The organism is Mycobacterium sp. ENV421, assembly GCF_002887815.1.
In the GTDB taxonomy this organism is placed as follows: Bacteria; Actinomycetota; Actinomycetes; order Mycobacteriales; family Mycobacteriaceae; genus Mycobacterium.
Map to the genome: position 1 here is coordinate 232,096 of NZ_PDHO01000001.1, position 19,821 is coordinate 251,916.

The 19,821-nt window shown below is 65.5% G+C and carries 20 protein-coding genes; 12 read left to right on the top strand and 8 right to left on the bottom strand.

Annotation, left to right across the window (positions count from 1 at the left end; genetic code table 11):
• Positions 1–44: 44 nt before the first annotated feature.
• The 7 genes from CRM90_RS01030 to CRM90_RS01060 all read left to right on the top strand — a co-directional run bounded on the left by CRM90_RS01030 (position 45) and on the right by CRM90_RS01060 (position 6,687).
• Positions 45–1,751, top strand: a complete 1,707-nt coding sequence (locus CRM90_RS01030) for an alkaline phosphatase family protein (protein WP_102805153.1) — start codon at positions 45–47, stop codon at positions 1,749–1,751.
• Between the two features lie 72 nt (positions 1,752–1,823).
• On the top strand, positions 1,824–2,936 hold the full coding sequence (locus tag CRM90_RS01035; protein ID WP_102805154.1) for an AAA family ATPase: 1,113 nt from the start codon (positions 1,824–1,826) through the stop codon (positions 2,934–2,936).
• 21 nt (positions 2,937–2,957) lie between these two features.
• The gene (purT, locus tag CRM90_RS01040; protein WP_102805155.1) at positions 2,958–4,136 is read left to right on the top strand and encodes a formate-dependent phosphoribosylglycinamide formyltransferase; all 1,179 of its coding nucleotides are present in this window, start codon (positions 2,958–2,960) and stop codon (positions 4,134–4,136) included.
• Positions 4,133–4,573, top strand: coding sequence for an Rv0361 family membrane protein (locus CRM90_RS01045; protein WP_102805373.1), 441 nt, complete (start codon positions 4,133–4,135; stop codon positions 4,571–4,573). Before purT ends, CRM90_RS01045 begins: the two co-directional genes overlap by 4 nt.
• A 34-nt stretch (positions 4,574–4,607) precedes the next feature.
• The gene (locus tag CRM90_RS01050) at positions 4,608–5,021 is read left to right on the top strand and encodes a rhodanese-like domain-containing protein (RefSeq protein ID WP_102805156.1); all 414 of its coding nucleotides are present in this window, start codon (positions 4,608–4,610) and stop codon (positions 5,019–5,021) included.
• Positions 5,018–6,238 (top strand): O-succinylhomoserine sulfhydrylase, encoded by a 1,221-nt coding sequence (locus tag CRM90_RS01055; RefSeq protein ID WP_102805157.1) that lies wholly within the window; start codon positions 5,018–5,020, stop codon positions 6,236–6,238. The genes CRM90_RS01050 and CRM90_RS01055 overlap by 4 nt, the downstream gene beginning before the upstream one ends.
• A gap of 2 nt (positions 6,239–6,240) precedes the next feature.
• On the top strand, positions 6,241–6,687 hold the full coding sequence (locus tag CRM90_RS01060) for a hypothetical protein (RefSeq protein WP_102805158.1): 447 nt from the start codon (positions 6,241–6,243) through the stop codon (positions 6,685–6,687).
• Here CRM90_RS01060 and CRM90_RS01065 read toward each other — a convergent pair.
• Together CRM90_RS01065 and CRM90_RS01070 are read right to left on the bottom strand one after the other, a co-directional pair.
• Entirely contained in the window at positions 6,684–7,061 is a 378-nt protein-coding gene (locus CRM90_RS01065; RefSeq protein WP_102805159.1) for a DUF4267 domain-containing protein, read from the bottom strand. The genes CRM90_RS01060 and CRM90_RS01065 overlap by 4 nt on opposite strands.
• 45 nt (positions 7,062–7,106) lie before the next feature.
• The gene (locus tag CRM90_RS01070; RefSeq protein WP_102805160.1) at positions 7,107–7,583 is read right to left on the bottom strand and encodes a DUF1772 domain-containing protein; all 477 of its coding nucleotides are present in this window, start codon (positions 7,581–7,583) and stop codon (positions 7,107–7,109) included.
• A gap of 98 nt (positions 7,584–7,681) precedes the next feature.
• On the opposite strand from CRM90_RS01070, the gene CRM90_RS01075 reads away from it, so the two are divergent.
• A complete protein-coding gene (locus CRM90_RS01075) occupies positions 7,682–8,266 on the top strand; it encodes a TetR-like C-terminal domain-containing protein (RefSeq protein WP_102805161.1) in 585 nt (194 codons plus the stop codon).
• Here CRM90_RS01075 and CRM90_RS01080 read toward each other — a convergent pair.
• A complete protein-coding gene (locus tag CRM90_RS01080; protein ID WP_102805162.1) occupies positions 8,263–9,126 on the bottom strand; it encodes an SDR family oxidoreductase in 864 nt (287 codons plus the stop codon). The two genes, CRM90_RS01075 and CRM90_RS01080, sit on opposite strands and share 4 nt — an antisense overlap.
• A gap of 53 nt (positions 9,127–9,179) precedes the next feature.
• Between CRM90_RS01080 and CRM90_RS01085 the strand changes: the two genes are divergently transcribed.
• Positions 9,180–9,656, top strand: coding sequence for a GNAT family N-acetyltransferase (locus tag CRM90_RS01085; protein WP_102805163.1), 477 nt, complete (start codon positions 9,180–9,182; stop codon positions 9,654–9,656).
• 19 nt (positions 9,657–9,675) lie between these two features.
• Here the strand turns inward: CRM90_RS01085 and CRM90_RS01090 are convergent, their stop codons facing one another.
• Positions 9,676–10,410: an MBL fold metallo-hydrolase gene (locus CRM90_RS01090; protein ID WP_102805164.1), complete on the bottom strand. Its 735-nt coding sequence runs from the start codon at positions 10,408–10,410 to the stop codon at positions 9,676–9,678.
• Between the two features lie 76 nt (positions 10,411–10,486).
• On the opposite strand from CRM90_RS01090, the gene fgd reads away from it, so the two are divergent.
• A complete protein-coding gene (fgd, locus tag CRM90_RS01095; protein WP_102805165.1) occupies positions 10,487–11,497 on the top strand; it encodes a glucose-6-phosphate dehydrogenase (coenzyme-F420) in 1,011 nt (336 codons plus the stop codon).
• Here fgd and CRM90_RS01100 read toward each other — a convergent pair.
• The 3 genes from CRM90_RS01100 to CRM90_RS01110 all read right to left on the bottom strand — a co-directional run bounded on the left by CRM90_RS01100 (position 11,494) and on the right by CRM90_RS01110 (position 15,290).
• The gene (locus CRM90_RS01100) at positions 11,494–12,654 is read right to left on the bottom strand and encodes an NAD-dependent epimerase/dehydratase family protein (protein WP_233209126.1); all 1,161 of its coding nucleotides are present in this window, start codon (positions 12,652–12,654) and stop codon (positions 11,494–11,496) included. The genes fgd and CRM90_RS01100 overlap by 4 nt on opposite strands.
• Positions 12,591–13,676 (bottom strand): Gfo/Idh/MocA family protein, encoded by a 1,086-nt coding sequence (locus CRM90_RS01105; protein ID WP_102805167.1) that lies wholly within the window; start codon positions 13,674–13,676, stop codon positions 12,591–12,593. Before CRM90_RS01105 ends, CRM90_RS01100 begins: the two co-directional genes overlap by 64 nt.
• 72 nt (positions 13,677–13,748) lie before the next feature.
• Positions 13,749–15,290 carry a lipopolysaccharide biosynthesis protein gene (locus tag CRM90_RS01110; RefSeq protein ID WP_102805168.1) on the bottom strand — a complete coding sequence of 514 codons (1,542 nt, stop codon included), beginning with the start codon at positions 15,288–15,290 and terminating at the stop codon, positions 13,749–13,751.
• Between the two features lie 368 nt (positions 15,291–15,658).
• On the opposite strand from CRM90_RS01110, the gene asnB reads away from it, so the two are divergent.
• Positions 15,659–17,497, top strand: a complete 1,839-nt coding sequence (gene asnB, locus CRM90_RS01115) for an asparagine synthase (glutamine-hydrolyzing) (protein WP_233209104.1) — start codon at positions 15,659–15,661, stop codon at positions 17,495–17,497.
• 5 nt (positions 17,498–17,502) lie between these two features.
• On the opposite strand, the gene CRM90_RS01120 is transcribed toward asnB, so the two are convergent.
• Positions 17,503–18,396 carry a glycosyltransferase family 2 protein gene (locus tag CRM90_RS01120; RefSeq protein ID WP_158248972.1) on the bottom strand — a complete coding sequence of 298 codons (894 nt, stop codon included), beginning with the start codon at positions 18,394–18,396 and terminating at the stop codon, positions 17,503–17,505.
• A 127-nt stretch (positions 18,397–18,523) separates the two neighbouring features.
• Here CRM90_RS01120 and CRM90_RS01125 point away from each other — a divergent pair, with 127 nt between their 5' ends.
• Positions 18,524–19,813 carry an O-antigen ligase family protein gene (locus CRM90_RS01125; protein WP_158248973.1) on the top strand — a complete coding sequence of 430 codons (1,290 nt, stop codon included), beginning with the start codon at positions 18,524–18,526 and terminating at the stop codon, positions 19,811–19,813.
• Positions 19,814–19,821: the final 8 nt, after the last annotated feature.

Consider the following 19,821-nt stretch of genomic DNA (forward strand, 5'->3'; position numbering starts at 1 on the left):
GCTATTGGCGTCTAACGGGTCTTGGGGAATCGAGTGATTGCGCGATGAAGCGAACCAAACAACTCTGCGTCGGCGTCGCGGCGGCAGGAATCTTCGGTCTGGGGTCAACGGTCGCGACCGCGGTCGCCTACGCCGATTCGCCGGATTCCTCGGCGGGCCCGTCGGCCGGCTCGTCGAAGGCAAGCACACCCAGCGCGGGGCCGAAGGCCCGCCATCGTTCGGCTACCGCGGGTGCGGTGAGTCAACCCGTGAAGTCGTCGGCGGTTCGTAAGCCCGCAGCGGGGGTTCGCAAGTCGGCGAGCCCAGCGGCAGAGGCTCTTTCGGTGGCCCTGTCCACTCTGGGCATCACGCCGGTGGTCTCCGGCGGCGGCGGGGCCTCGTCGACGGTGTCGCCCGCGGTCGGCCGCAGCCGTCGCGGCCTGGTGATGACGGCAACCGCGTCCGCGACCGCGGCGAGCAACGGCGGATCGGTGAGCACGCTGGCTGCCGGTACACCCACCCACGTGCTGGTGATCGGGATCGACGGAACGAATCTCAGCGCCATCCTGTCCAACCCCGACAACGTCAACCTGCAGGCCCTGATGACCACCGGCACCACCGCAGCGTCGACCATGGTCGGGCACACCACGATCTCCAACCCGTCGTGGACGAGCATCTTGACCGGCGTGTGGAGTGAGAAGGCGGGTCTGTTCAACAATGTCTTCACGCCGTGGACCTACGACAAGTGGCCGACGGTCTTCAATCAGCTCGAGGCCGCCGACCCCACGATCCAGACCACCGCGATCGCGGACTGGGAGAACATCGCCCAGATCGCCGGGGCCGGTTCGATTCCCGCCGACGTGATCAAGTTCTTCCCGAAGTACAACAACAGCTGGCTGGACACCGACGACCTGGTGGGCCAGGCGTCCGTCGACGCGATCAACGGCACCACCGCGGGCGTCTCGAGCTTCAACTTCACGTACTTCGTCGGTGTCGACAACACCGGGCACGAGTACGACGCCGGGTCGCAGCAATACAAGGATGCACTGAAGAACGTCGACGACAACGTCGGCGAGATCATGCAAGCGGTCACCGACTGGAACTCTGAGCATCCTGATGAGAAGTGGACCGTGCTGGTGACCACCGACCACGGCCAGGTGCCGTGGCCGACGATCCGGCTCGGCTCGGACATGCGGGCACACGGCTTCCAAACGCCATGGGAAACAACCACGTTCGTGATCGCAAACGGCGCCGGCTTCACCGCGGGGGCGATCAACAACACCTATTCGAACATCGACATCACCCCCACCGTGGATGCACTGTTCGGACTGACGCCGCCGTCGTATTCGGCCGGTTCCCCTCTGATGGACCTTTCCGGAAGTGATTACAAGCCCCTGGTCCCCGGCTTCGACGGGATCAACCAGGCGCTGACCGACGCGATCGCTATGTACGGCTATCCCGACGTGGCGACCAACATCGCCCTGGACCTGCGGACCGTCGCGGGATTCGTTCCCTATTTCGTGTACTCGCTCTTCAACGGACTCACCGCCGACATGACCGGACCGTTCAAGCTGCCGATCCAATTCGTTGGTGCGGTGCTCTACCAGCTGGTCAACATTCCGGCGCAGATCATCGCCCGGTTGACCGGGGTGACCGGCAACCAGATCATCCCGCCGGACCTGTGGCCGTACACGCCGGTGCCCGGTGTTCAGCCGTTGCCGCCGGCGCCGCCGACGGCCACCGTGCCGACGCCTGTCGCGATCGCGGTCTGACGCAGGCCACTTTCCCGGGTCGCTGCGCTCCTGCCCAAGCCGGTTGTCGTCCCCGCCTGGTTAGGTGGGGGCGTGCTCGACACCGTCGCCGTGGAGAACTACCGGTCGCTGCGCCGGTTGGTCGTGCCGCTGCGCGGGCTCAATGTCGTCACCGGCGCGAATGGCGCCGGGAAGTCCAGCCTGTACCGCGCGCTGCGGCTGCTGGCCGACTCTGCGCGCAACGGCGCGGTCAGTGCGCTGGCCCGGGAGGGCGGGCTGAGCTCGACGATGTGGGCCGGTCCCGGCAAGACGGGCCCAGTGAGCCTGAAGCTCGGCTTCGCCGGCGAGGACTTCGGTTACGCCGTGGACTTCGGCCTGCCCCAAGAGACCGAAACAGCGTTCAACCTCGACCCCGAGATCAAGTCGGAAGCCGTCTGGGTCGGTGCGACACTGCGGCCCTCAGCACTGCTGGCGCAGCGATCGGTGCGCACCGTTCTGCTCCGCGATGCCGACGACAGCTGGCACCCCGCTGCCACACTGCGGCCGTTCGACAGCATGCTCAGTGAAGTCGCCGACCCGCAGGCGGCGCCCGAACTGCTGGCATTGCGCGAGCGGGTTCGCTCGTGGCGGTTCTACGACCACGTCCGCACCGACACTGACGCACCCGCGCGTCAGCCCCAGATCGGCACCCGCACAATGGTTTTGAGCCATGACGGGGCAGACCTTGCCGCGGCACTGCAGACCATCGCCGAGATCGGTGACGCAGGCGCGCTGGCCGAGGCTGTGGATAACGCGTTCCCCGGCAGCAGGGTGCAGATCCGCACCGAAGGCCGGTTCGAGGTGACGCTGCGCCAGCCCGGCATGCTGCGTGCCCTCACCGCGGCCGAGTTGTCCGACGGCACGCTGCGCTACCTGCTGTGGGCTGCCGCGCTGCTGACGCCGCGACCGGCCGAGCTGACCGTGCTCAACGAACCGGAGTCCAGCCTGCACCCCGACCTGTTGCCCGCGCTGGCCGCACTCATCGCGCGGTCCTCGGAACGATCGCAGCTCGTGGTCGTCACCCACTCCGCCCCGTTGGTGGAGGCACTACGCAGGCGTCAGCGCGACGTGAACGCGATCGAGCTCACCAAACAGGAGGGCCAGACCGCGATCGTCGGCCAGGGCCTACTGGACGAGCCGTCCTGGCACTGGCCTGCACGGGGATGAACCCACCTATCCTTGGGCATCATGCGTGTGATGCTGGTCGGATCGGGTGAGCTGAGTCGGGAGTTGGTGCTGGCGTTCCAGCGACTCGGAGCCGAGGTGGTCGCCGTCGACCGCTACGCCGACGCGCCGGCGCACGACGTCGCCGACGACGCGCTGGTCGTCAAGATCACCGATCCCGACGAGCTGACCGCCGCCATCGCCCGGGTCGAACCGGAGTACGTCGTCGTCGACACCAATGCCGTGGCCATCGACGCGCTCCGGGCGGCCGCCGACAGTGGCGCCACGCAGGTGGTGCCCGGTGTGTATGCCACCCAGCTGAGCCTGGACCGCGAGGGCATGCGCCGGCTCGCCGCCGACGAGTTGGGCTTGCCGACCGCGCCGTTCTGGTTCGCCGGGTCGGTCGCGGAGCTGACCGCCGTCGCCGACCATGCCGGCTTCCCGCTGGTGGTCAAGCCGGTGATCGGGGTGCCGGGTCAGGGCCAGTCAGTGCTGCTGCGCCCCGACGACGTCGAGCCCGCGTGGCAGCGGGCCGTCGCAGCGGGTGGCCGGGTCCCGCACAACCGGGTGCTGGCCGAGACCGTCGTCGAGATCGACTACGCCGTCACCTTGCTCACCGTGCGGACCGACGGGCCTGCCGGCCCGGCCCTGCATTTCTGCGAACCGATCGGACATCGCCAGGTCGACGGCGGTGTGCTGGAGTCCTGGCAGCCCCAGCAGATGACGCTGGCGGCGCTCGGGGCGGCGAAGTCGGTGGCCGCACGGATCGTGCGGGCGCTCGGCGGCCGCGGCGTGTTCGGGGTGGAGCTGCTGGTGCGCGGGGACGAAGTGTATTTCTCCGACGTCAGCGTGCGTCCCTACGACAGCGGGCTGGTCACACTGCGCACTCAGCGGTTGTCGGAGTTCGAGCTGCATGCCCGAGCGGTTCTGGGGCTGCCGGTGGACACCATCATGATCTCGCCGGGCGCCGCGGAGGTCACCTACGGCGGTGCCGAGGAGACCGCAGGTCGCACCGACATCAACCCGGTGGTGCTGGCCGAGGCCATGGCCGTGCCCGAGAGCGATGTGCGCCTGCTGGGCCGGCACGAGGGTGCCGCGCGATTGCGGTTGGGAGTCGCCTTGGCCACCGCATCCGATGTCACCGCCGCCCGCGATAGGGTTCGCCAGGTGTCGACCGCCTTGCACCGCGTGTGGCAGCCGTGACCGAACCCGAGGACGACGGCGCCAGCCCGATGCCCATCCTGATCGCGCTGGGTGTCGCGGTACTGATCCTCGCCGCGGTGGGGATCGCCTGGCTGGTCGACGACAAGAAGCCGATGAGTGAGGACGTGCTGGTCGGCCGCGCCGCGGTCGGGCAGAACGACGCGCTGCAGCGCGACAACTACCCGGACTTTCGCAAGTACACCTGCGCCGCGCAGCAGGGCGCCGAGGCGGATGTTCTTGGCGGCCAAAAGAAGTCGAAGGCCGCACGCGGCGCTCGGTACGTCGACGATGTCACCGACGTGAAGATCGACGGTGACAGGGCCACCGCCACCGTCGTCTACCACTTCGAGAAAACGGCGGACACCAAGCTCAAGACCCCGATGACCTTCGTCCGGGAAAACGGGGAGTGGACCGTCTGCTCGCCCGGTCCGGTCTGAGGGCCGTCTCGAACGGTGTGGAAGGATCGGACGGGTGAGTTACGCAGGAGATATCACCCCTGAGCAGAGCTGGAAGCTGCTCAGCGAGAACCCCGAGGCGGTGCTGGTGGATTGCCGTACCGACGCCGAATGGCGCTGGGTCGGTGTGCCCGATCTGTCCAGCCTGGGCCGCAATGTGGTGTTTGTGGAGTGGAACCGCAGCAACGGTCAGCGCAACGAGGACTTCGTCGCCGAATTGAACGCTGCCGGCGTGACGGCCGGCGAGCGCCCGGTGGTGTTCATCTGTCGCTCCGGGAATCGCTCCATCCCCGCAGCCGAGACGGCGACCGCCGCGGGAATCGCGCCCTCCTACAACATGCTTGACGGGTTCGAGGGCCAGCTGGATGCTGACGGCCACCGCGGCAGCACCGGCTGGCGCGCCCTGGGTCTGCCCTGGAAGCAGTCATGACCGAGTCGACTGATCCGGTGCCCTCGGTCCGGATTCCCGCGCCGCTGCCCGATGGGGTCAGCCAGGCGACCATCGGGGTTCGCGGCGGTCTGCTGCGCTCGGGGTTCGAGGAGACTGCCGAGGGGCTGTACCTCACCTCGGGGTATGTGTACTCCTCAGCCGCCGAGGCTGAGAAGGCGTTCACCGGCGAGATCGACCGGTACGTCTACTCCCGCTACGGCAACCCGACGATCTCGATGTTCGAGGAACGCCTGCGGCTGATCGAAGGTGCGCCTGCGGCATTCGCCACCGCATCGGGGATGGCCGCGGTGTTCACCTCGCTGGGCGCGCTACTGGGTGCCGGCGATCGATTGGTGGCCGCGCGCAGCCTGTTCGGCTCCTGCTTCGTGGTGTGCAACGAGATTCTGCCGCGCTGGGGTGTGGAGACCGTCTTCGTCGACGGCGACGACCTGTCGCAATGGGAAGAGGCCCTATCGGTGCCGACGCAGGCCGTCTTCTTCGAAACCCCCTCCAATCCGATGCAGTCGCTGGTCGACATCGCGGCGGTCTCCGAGATGGCGCACGCTGCGGGGGCAAAGGTTGTGCTGGACAACGTGTTTGCCACCCCGCTGCTGCAGCAGGGCATCCCGCTGGGCGTGGACGTGGTGGTGTATTCGGGCACCAAGCACATCGACGGTCAGGGCCGGGTGCTCGGCGGTGCGATCCTCGGTGACAAGGACTATATCGACGGTCCGGTGCAGAAGTTGATGCGCCACACCGGCCCCGCGCTGTCCGCGTTCAACGCCTGGGTGCTGCTGAAGGGCCTGGAAACCATGGCGGTGCGGGTGGACTACTCGAATCGCTCCGCGCAACGCGTCGCCGAATTCCTGGAAGCCCAACAGGGCGTCAACTGGGTGAAATACCCCTTCCTGGAATCCCATCCGCAATTCGACCTGGCGAAGCGGCAGATGCGCGGCGGCGGCACGGTGGTGACGTTCGAACTGGACGGCGGCAAGGCCCGCGCCTTCGAGGTGCTCGACAAGCTTCAGGTCATCGACATCTCGAACAACCTCGGCGATGCCAAGACGCTGATCACTCATCCGGCGACCACCACGCACCGAGCGATGGGGCCGGAGGGTCGTGCCTCGATCGGGCTCGGTGACGGGGTGGTGCGGATCTCGGTGGGGCTGGAAGGCACCGAGGATCTGATCGCCGACCTGGATCGCGCGCTGGGCTAGCGGTGTCCCGTAAATCCGACGCCAAGAAGGCCCGCCGCAAGAAGCGTCAGGCGAGCCGTGACGAACGCTGGTTGCCCGGTGACGTGAAGGGGGCTTTGGACGACGTCGACGTCGAATTGGCCCAGGCGGTCGAGACATTCGACGAGTGGCTGACATCGCGGGGCTGGACGTTCGACGCCGACTTCTCCACCGATACTCTGATCAGCTGGTTCTTCGAGCCGTCGGCCGCCGCGGTGGCCGACGACGGGTACGAGCCGGTCACGCGGATCTGGATCACGGCGTCCGGCGAGGACGACGACTTCCCGGCGGGGGTCAAGGCGGTGCTGGTCGGCACCGGCGAAGACGCGGGTGCTCTCTACACCGTCGAGCCGGAAGTGCTTCTCGCCCACATCGATTCGATCGAGGCCTACCGGCCCGGTGATGCCGTGCCCGTACTCGGCGAGGCCTAGGACAACAGCAGCAGCGCAGCGGTGACGAGCATAACCGCGGCGGTGGCGCCATGGATGCCAAGGCTGATGGACGTGGGCCCGCCGTTGCGATGCACGATGACCGCGTCGGCGACGGGAATCACCGTGGCGGCCACCAGCATCCAGCCCAGTAGGTGGGCTGCGCCGGCGACTAGCAGGACGATGACGACGAGCCCCGATGCGATGTCGCGCACGCCCTTGACGCTCAGATAGGCGCCTATGGCGTGTTGGTCTGGGTCGGCGGGCACGCCGTATCCGGCTGAAGCGACGCGCGGGGCGACGATGAACCGCGCGCCGATGACGATGATGCCCGCGGCGATGAGACCCGAGAGTGTATAGCCGACTGTCGTGATCATGATGAAAACCTTTCGGGTGTCAGTGAAATGGGTCGAGCAGCATCGTCAGATGGCCAGTGCCACGCAGAGAGCGGCCACGGCGAGTCCCTGCAGAGCCGCGCGAGCGTTGATGACGCGGTCCCAGTTCGCTTGTAGGGCACGCCCATTCGATAGGTGTTCGCCGGAGATCGCGGCCGCGGTCAGCTGGCGGTTGATCGGTGCGCTCACCCGGGTGTAGATCGTGAGCCAGGCCAGCAACAGAAGCACTGCGATGCCCGCCGAACTCGCCTGCGCTGCGCGCCCGTTGAGTGCTGCCAGTACCGCGCATGCCGCGCCGGCGAGAACACCGAGCATGCCGGGGACCGGCATCCGCCGGTCACCGTATTTGTGGGTCAGGCCGGTGACCGTGACCAGCACATCGTCGTCGACCGCCGCCAGCGCCGGCCTCAGCACGATCGCGCAGAACATGTCGGTGCCGTAGACCACCGCGGTACCCAACACGGCGACTGCCGCCGCGATTCGGGTGAGGACATCCAGATCCATCGAAAGCTCCTGTCGACGCCGGCCGCTAGCAACGCTAACCCTTGGGTCCAGCTCGCGCAATAGCGGTGCTATTTTTTCTAGCCGTGCTACCGTGCGATATGGCCATCGACGACCGTCGCGAGCGTGAACGAGCTGCCCGCCGCCGGCTGATCGTCAGCACCGCGCGCAGCATCGCCGAGGCCGAGGGCTGGGATGCCGTCACCACCCGGCGGTTGTCGACGGAGATCGAGTACAGCCAGCCGGTGTTGTACAAGCACTTCACCGGAATGGATCAGATCGCTGATGCGGTCGCAGTCGACGGCTTCGGCGAACTGGCACAGGCGATCCGGGCCGCCCATTCCACCACCGCTGACGCGGGCGCTTCCCTGGAACGGGTCGCGCACGCCTACCTCGACTTCGCCCGGGACAATCCAGCGGTCTACGACGCGATGTTCACCCGAGCGACCGGTCTGCGTTTTGCCGCCGACGACACCCCACCCGAACTCGAGGCGGCCTTCGGTGAGGTGCGGCGCGCGGTGGCTGCGGTCGCCGGTGATCGGGACGCCGACACGCTCACCGAAGTGTTCTGGGCAGCAGTGCACGGACTGGTCGCGCTGTCCCGCGCCGGCCGACTCCGTGCCGGCTACGACGCGGACCGGGTTCGCCTACTGGTCGACGAGTTCACCGCCGGGCCGAGACACTAGCTCTGCTGCGGGTCCTCCACCACGCCGGTGGCGCTCTGCGCCCGCTTCTCGTAGGCGGCGCGGGCCGTCGTGTCGAAGTCGAGGAACACCCGATCGGTGCCCATCTTCTTGGACAGCCAACGCCGGCCGCGGGGCGGCAGGAACATCACGGCGGTGGCCAGGAAGCGCGAGTAACCCGGAACGGAGATCGACGTCGTCGGATTGTCCAAAGCCTTGACCACAGCCGCAGCGATGTCCTCGGGCTGCACCGGCTTGGTGGCCGCGGTGGTGTGGGTGCCCGAGATCAGTTCGGTATTGGTGAATGTCGGCATGACACAACTGATCTGAACGCCCTGGGGTGCGTACTCGTCCGCCAGCCCGGTGGAGAGCCCGACCACGGCGAATTTGGTTCCGGCATAGAGGGCCTGGCCGGGCACGGCGAGCATGCCGGCCATCGAGGCGATGTTCACGATGTGACCGCTGCGGCGCCGGACCATCTCCGGCAGCACCAGGCGGCAGCCGGTCAGCACGCCATAGAAGTTGACCTCCACGGCGGTGCGTACTGCTTGATCGGAGTGGTCGAGGAACGGCCCGACCGGCATGACCCCGGCGTTGTTGATCAGCACGTCGATGTGTCCGCCGCCGTCGGCGCGGGCCTTGTCCAGGAACGTCGCGAACGATTCGGGATCACTGACGTCGAGCGGATACCCCGAGACCGGCCCGAGCTTGCTGAGCTGCGCGACGGCCGACTCCTCGAGCGTCACGTCCCGGTCGCCGATGACCACGCGCGCGCCGCGCTGCAAGAGGGCCCGTGCGGTCGCGAAACCGATGCCCCGGGCGGCGCCGGTGATCGCGATGGTCTTGCCCCGGATGTTGTCCATGAACCGAAACTTTACAGGTGTCAACTTTTGGGCGAAAGGGGCAGAATGGTCGCGTGAACGGTCTGCGCTTCGTCCCTGTCGACGAGGACGACGCGCTCGCCGCGCCGCTACTGGCCGAGCTCGCCGTCGAGTACGCCACCCGCTACGAGGCTGCCGAAACGGCGGTGGCGCGGTGGCTGCGCGACCATCCGGCCGACCAGTTCCACCCGCCGGACGGCGGCATGCTCATCGGGCTGCTCGGCGATCAGCCGGTGACCGGCGGGGCGTTCTGTCGCTTCGACGACGACACCGCCGAACTCAAACGGATCTGGACCGACAGCCGGCATCGTCGTCAGGGCCATGCCGCCGCCCTTCTCGCCGCCCTGGAAGCCGAGATCGCCCGGCGCGGTTATCGCCGCATCTACCTCACCACCGGCAACCGGCAGCCCGAGGCCGAGGCGTTGTACGACAGCGTCGGCTACACCCGTCTGGAGCAGCCGCTGCCCAGTGACGTCGAGCAATATCCGATCGCCTTCGTGAAATCGCTGTGAAGGCAGGAACGTTCGCGCGTCAGGTTGGTGTGGCCTGACGGGCCGCGTCCCGAACCGGACCGCGCCACAGGGCGCCGTGCCCGGGGATCAGCACATCGATGTCCAGCAACGCCAGCGCGGACAGGCTGCGCACACAACCCGCCTCGTCGTGGTTGAACACCCGGTGCAGCAACTGCGGACCCTTGGTCGGGGACAACGGGTGCCCCGTCACCAGAGCGTCGCCACTGACCAAAACGTTGTCGACGACGTATGAGCAATGCCCGCCGGTGTGGCCAGGTGTCGGAACGGCCAGCGGCCGACCGGGCAGCGTCTCGGCGACGGCCGGCGTGAGCACACCTGCTGTCGGAATGCCGTCGTGAATCAGCGCGCCCTTGCGCACGATGTCCAGTGACCACTTCACCCAGCGGGGCTGCCAGGCGTGCCGAACCAGATCGACCGGCGACGCCTGCTGCAGGTACTCGCGCTTGGCGTGGCCGACCTCGTCGGCGTGGCAGTAGACCGGGGTGCCATGAGTGTTGGCGAACCAGATCGCGGTGCCGAGGTGATCAACGTGCGCGTGGGTCAGCAGGATCGCCGTCACATCCGTCGGGCCGAACCCGAGTTCCCGCAACGACGTCAGGACGTCATCGCGGCTGCCGGGGAATCCGGCATCGATCAACATCACGCCTGCGTCGTCGGTGACGACCGTCCAATTGACCAGCGGCGTCTGCGCCATGTGCACGCGGTCGGTGATAGCGGTCAGGGCCACGGCCATGCCGCGAGTGTAGGCCCGCGCCCTCGACTAGGACTCGGCCGCTCGCTGTGCACCAAAGGGGAGTAGAAACGAGAGCGTGGCTGAACTGAAACTGGGATACAAGGCGTCGGCGGAGCAGTTCGCGCCGCGCGAGTTGGTCGAGCTGGCGGTGCTGGCCGAGGCGCACGGGATGGACAGCGCGACGGTCAGCGACCACTTCCAGCCGTGGCGTCACGAGGGTGGGCACGCCCCCTTCTCACTGGCATGGATGACGGCGGTGGGTGAGCGCACCAAGCGGCTGGTCCTCGGAACGTCGGTGCTGACCCCCACCTTCCGGTACAACCCCGCCGTGATTGCACAGGCGTTCGCCACGATGGGGTGCCTGTACCCGGATCGCATCTTCCTCGGCGTCGGCACCGGTGAGTCGCTCAACGAGATCGCCACCGGCTACGAGGGGGAGTGGCCGGAGTTCAAAGAGCGTTACGCCCGGCTGCGCGAGTCGGTGCGGCTGATGCGTGAGCTGTGGCTGGGCGATCGGGTTGATTTCGAGGGTGAGTACTACAAGACCAAGGGCGCCTCGATCTACGACGTGCCTGATGGTGGCATCCCGATCTACATCGCCGCGGGTGGCCCGCAGGTGGCCAAGTACGCCGGCCGCGCGGGTGACGGGTTCATCTGCACGTCCGGCAAGGGCGAAGAGCTCTACAAGGACAAGCTGATCCCGGCGATGAAAGAGGGTGCCGAAGCAGCGGGCAAGAACCCCGACGACATCGACCGGATGATCGAAATCAAGATCTCCTATGACACCGATCCCGAACTGGCGCTAGAGAATACGCGGTTCTGGGCTCCCCTGTCCCTGACGGCCGAGCAGAAGACGAACATCCACGATCCGCTGGAGATGGAGAAGGCGGCCGACGAACTGCCCATCGAGCAGGTCGCCAAGCGGTGGATCGTGGCTTCCGATCCCGACGAAGCGGTCGAAAAGGTCGGCGACTACGTCAAATACGGTCTCAACCACCTGGTGTTCCACGCCCCGGGCCATGACCAACGCCGGTTCCTCGACTTATTCCAGAGGGATCTGGAGCCGCGGTTGCGCAAGCTTGGCTAGGTGCGGTCCGGATTCTCGAAACCGGCAAAACGCAGCCACTTTCCGGCTGCGGTCATCAGTTCATCAAACGGCTTGAGCTGGAGGTCGGGGTACTGCTGGGCGAACTTCGTCGACGGCAATTTCCTTGCCGTTCCCTGAAGCCACCAAATCTGCTTGCTCACAGCGGGTTCGGGCGAAATCGGTTGAGGTTCGGAGATCGGCGGCGAGAACCGATCCCGCAACGCTTGCTTGATCCGGCCTTTGGTGTCGCCGGTCATTCGACGTTTGACGGCGCGCGCGGGTGCGATGTTGAACAGCTTTTGCCGCACCGCGGAAAGTCGGCTCTCCCGGAATGCCGAGTCGGGCAACATCCGAATCGTCGACGGATCAGCGCCGACTTCGTGGGCGACGGCGCGATAGAAATCAGCCCACGTGTGCGTCTCCGCATCAGAGATATTGAAGACACCGGAGCGGGTGTTGGGGGACTTCGCCAGTTGAACCAGATACTCCATCAGGTTGTCCACATGGATCAGATTGCAGATCCCGCGCCCTTCGTTGAACAGATACGCTGTGCCGTCGAGCAATGCCTTGGCCGGATCGACCAACCAGCCGGCCCCCGGTCCCCAGACCAGTCCCGGCCGGAGAATCACGACCTTCACAGGGCCTTCCGGCTGGGCGCGCAGCCACGCTTCGGCCGCCCGCTTTCCGTGGGCGTACTCCATCCAGTGCGGGCTGTCGGCGACGGAATCGTCGTTCAGCTCGGGCTCTTCGGCCCTTCCGAACACCTCAGCCGAGCTCATGTGCACGAACAGGGGAACTTCCGCCTCCTGGCATGCGGTGTACATGGCTTGCACGTCGCCGAGGATGCGCCGGTCGTCGGCCAGGGTCAGGTTCACCACCATTCCGCATCCCCGCAAAAGCGGAACAAGAGATGCCGCATCGCCGGCGTCACCGATTGCGAGCCGCGCGCCGAACCGCGCCAATCGCCCTTGACTGCGCGGCGATCGGACGATTGGAACGATCGTCAGGTCCCCGAGGAGTTCGGCACGTTCGACGAGGCGGGCACCGACGAAGCTCGCCGCGCCGACAATTGCGATGGGCATGATTGGCGTAGTCACGGACGGCCCGCCTTCCAGTGCTTGGCTCGCGCGGCTGCCTGTTCGTCTTGGGGCAGCCACGAACAATCCAGTGCTTCTGCGCTTTCGTAGGCCCGCTCGATCGCGACTTGCACACTTGCGGCCTGCATACCGGTCACGGGAAACGCTTCCCCATAGCGAATGCACCGCAGCATGGCGACCAGTTCGGCGTCAAAGCACGGACGGAGATTGCCGGGCCGGACCCGCTTCCCGCCTCCTGGCGTGAGGTCTGTGGGCCAGGAGGCCATGCTCGGGATCAGTGACCATCCGTGTGGCGTTTTGCGGCTGTAGGTACGAAGGTCTCCGCCGTCGAGCTTCACCTCACCCAATGCGCCGCGTATCCACAGCCCGTTGTTCAACGGGTACTCCCAGCTGACCTGCATGATGCCGCGTGCGCGCGGAAATGTCAGTTCCAGAAGCGAATTCGTCTCCACGCCGTTGTCCAGGCTGTCGTCGAACGAGCGAGTGACCACCGGGTCGCCGAAAATCCAGGTCAACAGGTCCAGCATGTGTACACCGATATCCAGCAGCGCGCCGCCGCCTGCTCGTTCACGCCGGAACGCCGCATCGGTAGCCGCCTGCCAGCCGTAGGTATTTCCCTCGCGGTAGGTGAACTCGAGCTCGTCACCGAGCTCGCCGCTCGCGACAAGCTGTGCGACGTCAGCGAAGTTCGAGTAGAACCGACGGGGGTATGCCACCCCCAGCACCCGGTCGGCTTTTGTGGCCGCGGCGTTCATCCGATCCGCATCGGCCACCGTCGTCGTCATCGGCTTCTCGCAGAGGACGTGACAACCGTGTTCGAATGCCACACACGCATGCTCGGCATGGAAGCCGGGCGGTGAGGCGACGATGGCGAGGTCATACGCAGCGTCCCGAAACGCTGCCTCGCAATCCGGGTACGGCCGCGCCCGTTTGAACTTCGCCGCGATCTGGCGTGCTCGTGATTGGTTGGGGTCAACGACGCCCAGGACCTCGATGGCCTTGGCCTTTTCCAGCCGACGCAGAGGAGGTCGGTAATGCTCCCCGACCACTGCTCCTGCGCCGATCAAGAGGACTCTGATCATCGACAGCCTCTCCCCCCACCAACAGGCCCAGTTTCGCGGGTCAAGCCTAGTACCTCGGGCACTCGCGTATGGTCAGTCCCGCTCTGCGCGCTCTGTTGTGGGCGGCGACGACAACGGCCCCAAGATGAGAGAGGCCAGTGGCTTCGCGCGGGCAGGAACTCGCGAGAGAAGTCGACTCGCGAGCTCGGGATCAACCAGTCGCATCACACCGAACAAGCGCAAGGCGACCAGGTACGTGATGACCGCGGCGGGTGTGGCGATCACCAATGACCAGGCCCCCCCGATGTTTACGACGACGCCATAAGCGACCGCGCCCTGCGCCACTGCGGCAAGTGCGATCACTCCCAATGCGCGATAGGGCGGATGGAATCCCAATTGAACAGCTGCGCAGACTATTTCGATAGCAATGACCAAAACCATGACGATTCCACGAGACCAGGCCGCCCCCATCAGCCCGTAGTGGGGTATCAACACAAAGCCCAGCAAAACCACGCCGGCCAGGCCAACCGCATTGGATACCAACAGGATTCGGGTCTTACCCAGGCTCAGGATGAGCTGCAGAGTGGTGCCGCCCAGACTGCTGAATGCCAGGGCGATGAGCAGTATTGACGCAACGGGGGCGGCGTCGGCGAAATCGGCACCGAAAATGAAGGGTATCAAGGCCGGTGCGATCGCCGCGAGACCCAGGCACAGTGGCAACATCAGCATGGCCATCAGCGCCGTCATGGTTTTGTAGAGGCTCATCATGCGGTCGTGGGCGCCCTGGCCGCTCTGCTCGCTGAAACGTGGCAAGAGGGCCGAGAGTAGGAGCTGTGGCAGCTGTGCCGCTATCTCGGCCACGGTCAGTGCCACTGCGAACAAGCCGACAGCCGCGAGGGTGGCGTAGTGCTCCAGGAAGATGATCTGGGTTCGGCCGAACACGAGATTGCCGATGATGGCGATCGTCCAACTGACCATCGTGAACCCGACGAGTTCTCGCCTGAGCCCGCGATCGACTCGAGGCTTCTTCCGCAGCTGCGGGAAGACTCGGCTGGCCGGCACGATGGTGCCGGCGATGTTGCCTGCCAGCGTGCCGGGAATACCGAAAAGCCAGGCGCCCACGACGGTCGTCGTAACGCGTAGCAATGCCGAGAGCGTGGAGACCCGTGCGAGCTTGTCGAATCGCTGTTCGCCCCTCAGATTGAACAGATACAAGTCGGACATTCGCCAGCAGATGAACCAGGTCAACGCGACGACGATCACGATGATTTGCGCTTGCTCAGAACTTCCTCGGAGCGCGCCTCTGCCAGGCCCGTCAAGCCAGAGGAACAACACCACACCGACCACGAGCGCGACCACCATCGACAGCCGGGTGATCGCCCCGATGAGGCCATCGACCTCATCATTTCGGTCTGCCGCGCGGAGGTTCGGGATGAAGCGCTGCTGCACGACATCGCTTCCCATGGTGGCGACCGCTATAGCGACCGTGACGCACCAGATGACGTACGCGACGACGCCGAGATCGTCGGGCCCCAGCAGCCGCGCCGCGATCGCGCTGCCGACGAAACCGGAAAGCGTGATGGCGGCGCCCGACAGGGCGCCAAGAATGGTATTGCGGGCAAAAGTCGGCGCCATCTACCTCATTCCCCTAATGACACATGCCGCATTCGACGCGACGCACGGCGATCATGTTGCTACCTCCGCGATTTCGCCGATGCCCCCATCGATGACTCCCTCAACGCTGTTGAGATCGGAACGAGAGAGCCGCCAGCTGTGCCCAAGATATCGCGACGGTGCCCATGGCACCGGCATGATCGCAGATTCGGCGGCGCGCGTTGAGCCCTTGGCGCCCAGATCCCGCGGCTAGACTTCGGAAGGGCGAACACACGAGATCTGCCGCCACATGTGGGTTTCGTGAATATGTATTGAGGGGGGAAATTGGCGGCCGCGACCAAGACGAGTCTGATCGGATCTTTCAACCCTGCGATACGCGTGATTTTTCCGTGTGCGGGATAGCCGGAATCCGCCGGTTTGACGGGCAGCCCGTCGATCGGGAGACGCTGGAGCGCATGGCCGCGACCATTCGTCATCGCGGCCCGGATGCGATGGGTTTTTGGCTGGACGGTCCCATCGGGTTGGCGCATACCAGGCTGTCCATCATCGACCTGCAAGGCTCCCAACAGCCGATGGTCGACGCCGGGGGACAGCGGCACCTCGTGTTCAACGGCGAAATTCTGAACTATCAAGAGCTGCGCGCCGAGTTGTCCTACCCGTTTCAGACGCACGGCGATACCGAGACGCTGCTCGCTGTCTACGATAAATACGGCCCGGCGGGAGTGAATCGCCTGCGAGGCCAGTTCGCCTATGCGATCTATGACGCCACTACCGGCGAAACTCACCTATTTCGGGATCGTCTAGGAGTTCTGCCGCTCTATTACTACGCGGATGACCATCTTTTCGCCTTCGGCTCTGAGATCAAGGCACTGTTGCCGGTCATCAATGGGCCCTCGGTGGACGACGACAGTCTGAACGACTACCTGGCGCATCGGTCGGTACCTGCGCCTCACACACTCATCAGAGGTGTGCGAAAGCTTCCCGCCGGCCATCACCTCGTCGTCGCACGTGACGGCACCACCCGGGTGTCGGCCTATTGGGAGTTGGCCGCCCGGGCTTCGGGCCGGAAGGTCACTGCTGAGGAGGCGGTCGATCTCGTCGACCAGGCGCTCAGAACGTCCGTCCGTGACAACCTCGTCGCTGACGTACCGGTGGGCATCTACCTCTCGGGCGGCGTCGACAGCAGCCTGTTGACCGCCATGACCCGCCGCGAGAATCCCGGGCAGTTGCTGCACACGTTCGGGGCGAGTTTCGGCGACGAACGCTATGACGAGACGGTCTGGGCCCGAAAAGTGGCCGAGCTCAACGGAACAACCCACCACAACGTCGTTGTCACCGCCGACGACTTCATGAGCAACTGGTCGAAGCTGAGTTGGCAACGGGACGGGCCGCTTTCCGAGCCTGCGGATGTGGCGGTGTATCGGTTGGCGCAACTCGCGCGCGAACAGGTCAAGGTCGTTTTGAGCGGCGAGGGGAGCGACGAACTGTTCGCCGGGTATCCCAAGTACACGTTCGCCGGCGCAACCCGCTGGCTCGGGGCGATTCCCTCGCTCGGGCTCCTCGGCCGCCTGGAGAAGGCACTGCCCGCGAGCAAGGCTCGTCTCCGGATCGCGATGCGCGCCATGGACGAGAGCACCTACGACGAGCGGCTGCGGGGCTGGTTTGCGCCATTTACCGTGGCCGAACGCAGCCGAATGACCGGTCGCCAGTCACTGCGCGGCGCACCCGCCGCGTACAGCAGGGGGCGTGGCGACGCATTGCGCCGCATGCTCTACGCCGACACTCTGGTCTGGCTTGCCGAGAATCTGCTCGAGCGGGGCGACCGGATGTCGATGGCCGCGTCACTCGAAACGCGCCCGCCCTTCCTCGACCATCGTCTGGTAGATCTCGCGTTCGACCTACCGAGCAGCGTCAAAATCCGTGACCGCAAGACGAAGTGGGTGGTCAAGCAAGTCGCGCATCGCTACCTGCCTGCCGAGATCGTCGATCGCCGGAAGGTCGGTTTCAAAGTCCCGCTGGACCGTTGGTTCCGGCATGGCCTGCGGGACATGGCATTCGACCTGCTGACCGGACCGTCGTCTTATGTCGGGAACAACTTCGACAGTGCGATCGTGTCCGGACTGCTGAGCGACCATGCGAAAGGTGTCAGCGACGAAGAGTCGCGCATCTGGACCTTGCTGTCGCTGGAAGTGTGGCATCGGGAGTTCGTCGCGCGGACGCTCTCCTAGCTGGTTCACGGGTATCCCTCGACCTGATAATTGAACAGCCCCGCAAACTGTCCGCACGCATAGAACAGGCTGAAGTACGGTCGTGCCTGGATGCCACGGCGTCTGGCCAACCCCACCGGAATGAACACGAGTCCATACACCGCGCTCCGGACGGCCCTTCCCAGTGCCGCGAACAGCGCGTCATGATGCTTGCGTAGCACGCGAATCTCGTTGGCGCCCTCGCGAATCGCGCGGCGACGCACCCAACGCAACGTCTGCCTGTTACTCGGCACCTCTTCGTGCACGATTGCTTCGGCGCAGAAGAGCATGGTCGCGCCCGCCAATCGGATCCCGTAGAAGAAGTCGGTGTCCTCACCGCCCGTCTTCGAGAACGCCGGGTCGAAGCGGGGCGAGCCGGCGCGAACCCACATATCGCGAACCAACAAGGTGTTGTGAGAAGGCGCGTGCCGCAGGTTTTCACCGGTGGTGTGGGATCGGGCCGCAAAGAAGCCACCACGTCGCACCCATTCCGGTGCAGGCTGAAGAAAGGCGCTCTGCACCGGACCCACCGCCACGTCAGCGCGTGTCTGAGTGGCGAACGTCGTCAGGGTGGTCAGCCAATCCGGCTGCACCCATTCGTCGTCGTCGACGAAGATGATCGCGTGGTACCGATCGGTGAAATGATCGAGGGCGCGGTTGCGGGCGGCCGAGATTCCCGGCTCGGGCTCGACGACATACGTCGCGCCAGCCGGATGTGTGACTGCTACCGAACGTCCCGATTCCCCGGCGTCATTGTCCACGACGACGATATCCACGTTCAGGTTCGTCGACGAGATGGCCACTTCCAAACTGTCGAGTAGTCGCTGCAGTCCGGCTGGGCGGCGGTACGTAGCGATCGCGATCAGATAGTTGTCGGCCACAGAATGATTGTTCCATTGCCGGTCAGGGCCAGAACCGCATTCTCGATCACCTGGCCGGTAACATGCTCGACGAACCCGTGTGCCGTCATCTCGGCGACTTTGCCCGGGCAGCACGAGCGGAGGGCCGATGCAAGGAAGAGGCCGGCTGTTCATCACGTGTGATGCCGCGGCCGTTCTCCTCATCGCCTTCCTGTGGTTCCGGACAATCGGCTCGTTCATCGCGCTGTCGTTGACCGCAGAGAAGGTGTTCGTGCCCGTTGGCGCGGATCCCATCTGGCCACCCGCAGCCAACATCGTGTCAAAGGTGTTCTACCTGCTGGCGGTAGGTTTGGGCGTCTTCATCATTTTGTTCCGGATGAACGACATCACCCGTCCGGGCCTGTGGCGCATCGCTGTTCTGCTGGCCCCCTGGCTGTACATCATGACCCGCGGCCTCTACGTCGGCGGCGAGCTCAACGCCGAAACCGTCCTCTACGTCGTGGTGATATTGGCGCTGGCCGCGTTGCGTCCCCGCCCTCGGGTACTCGCCGCGTTGGGTGTGCTCGTCGTGCTCACCGCGATCATCGCGATCGCGTTCGGATTCCTGGACCCGGATGCCGGCCTGGCACATGGTGCAGATGGGAGTCTGTACGACCGCCCCGACAAGGCGGTGTTCCCCTCGTTGGGATTGCTGCAGGGAATGTTCACAGCCGAGAACAGCCTGGGGGTGTACCTCGCAATCGGGGTGGCGTCAGTGGCCATGCTGCCGCGGTGGTGGCGGTTCGTCGGGTTCGCCATCGTCGGGTTCGCCATCGCCTGGTCTTCGGCTCGAAATTCGATGTTGGCCACGGGATTCATGCTGTCACTGGCGGGCGTGATCTGGATTGTGACGCAACTCGGGTGGGCCCGCGCGGCATCTGCGGTGGCGCGGCTGGCAGCCGGTGGGGCAGTCGCGGTCATGTGTGCGCTCCCACTGTCGGGATGGCTTCTGTCGCCGACGGGATGGGATGGCGACGCCTATACGGGCCGTGGTGTCATCTGGAATGGCTCGCTGACCGAGTGGTCGACGAAGGGGATCCTCTTCGGTTTCGGCCGGAAATGGTATGAGCGGATCGTGGAAAGTGACACGTCCACGTTGATGAACGGGGCCTACTCAGGTCACAACGAGTTCGTCCACCTGCTTGCGACCGGCGGAATCGTGTTTGCGGTCCTGGCTGTGGGTGCGCTGTTGGTACAGGGGTATGTCATCACGATGCCCAGAAGCCGTTATCTCGCGATCGGCGCCATGCTGGTTTCGGCAATCGCAGTCAGCGGCTGGCTTGAGGTACCGCTGCGCTTCGTCGACGGGTCGATGTACTGGACCGTCACCGTGATCCCGCTTGCGGTGTTGTTCTTGGCGCCACCCGGCGACGGTGGACACGAAATACCGGGTCGATGAAGGGGAAT

Coding starts and splice junctions, on each gene's coding strand:
- CRM90_RS01030 (WP_102805153.1), top strand. CDS start 45: ATGAAGCGAACCAAACAACTCTGCGTCGGCGTCGCGGCGGCAGGAATC.
- purT (WP_102805155.1), top strand. CDS start 2,958: ATGCGTGTGATGCTGGTCGGATCGGGTGAGCTGAGTCGGGAGTTGGTG.
- CRM90_RS01055 (WP_102805157.1), top strand. CDS start 5,018: ATGACCGAGTCGACTGATCCGGTGCCCTCGGTCCGGATTCCCGCGCCG.
- CRM90_RS01065 (WP_102805159.1), bottom strand. CDS start 7,061: ATGATCACGACAGTCGGCTATACACTCTCGGGTCTCATCGCCGCGGGC.
- CRM90_RS01070 (WP_102805160.1), bottom strand. CDS start 7,583: ATGGATCTGGATGTCCTCACCCGAATCGCGGCGGCAGTCGCCGTGTTG.
- CRM90_RS01075 (WP_102805161.1), top strand. CDS start 7,682: ATGGCCATCGACGACCGTCGCGAGCGTGAACGAGCTGCCCGCCGCCGG.
- CRM90_RS01080 (WP_102805162.1), bottom strand. CDS start 9,126: ATGGACAACATCCGGGGCAAGACCATCGCGATCACCGGCGCCGCCCGG.
- CRM90_RS01090 (WP_102805164.1), bottom strand. CDS start 10,410: ATGGCCGTGGCCCTGACCGCTATCACCGACCGCGTGCACATGGCGCAG.
- CRM90_RS01105 (WP_102805167.1), bottom strand. CDS start 13,676: ATGATCAGAGTCCTCTTGATCGGCGCAGGAGCAGTGGTCGGGGAGCAT.
- CRM90_RS01110 (WP_102805168.1), bottom strand. CDS start 15,290: ATGGCGCCGACTTTTGCCCGCAATACCATTCTTGGCGCCCTGTCGGGC.
- CRM90_RS01125 (WP_158248973.1), top strand. CDS start 18,524: ATGCAAGGAAGAGGCCGGCTGTTCATCACGTGTGATGCCGCGGCCGTT.